Origin of the sequence: Salmonella sp. SAL4457 (assembly GCF_046548235.1) — a bacterium.
Classification (GTDB): Bacteria; Pseudomonadota; Gammaproteobacteria; order Enterobacterales; family Enterobacteriaceae; genus Salmonella; species Salmonella enterica.
Genome location: NZ_JBGDZO010000363.1, coordinates 1 through 278 on the forward strand (window position 1 = coordinate 1; position 278 = coordinate 278).

1 protein-coding gene is annotated in these 278 nt (G+C 37.4%); it reads right to left on the reverse strand.

The window, feature by feature from the left end; translation table 11 throughout:
- Window positions 1–45: 45 nt before the first annotated feature.
- Window positions 46–278: hypothetical protein (locus tag ACLJNW_RS24655; RefSeq protein WP_410961281.1), on the reverse strand; the 233-nt coding region annotated here is incomplete at its 5' end.

The window sequence follows — 278 nt, forward strand, 5'->3', positions numbered from 1 at the left end:
TAGTAATAGGGCGCCGAAGGAAGGAAAGGCGCCGAAAGGGAGGGCTTAGGATGGGGGGAGAGACCCTAGTGGACTTGAACCACTTCCTAAGGTTTTTTTAAACCTTTGTTCTACCAATTGAACTAAGAGAATTAACTTATTTATGAAAGGGAGGCCTATTATAGAATAAAATAAAAATAAGTGTGGAAGAAACAGTTTAACTGTATCTACCGATACACTAGTATATTCTGGACTTGTATTATAACTATTTGATTCAATTTGGTCATGTTCTACACCAT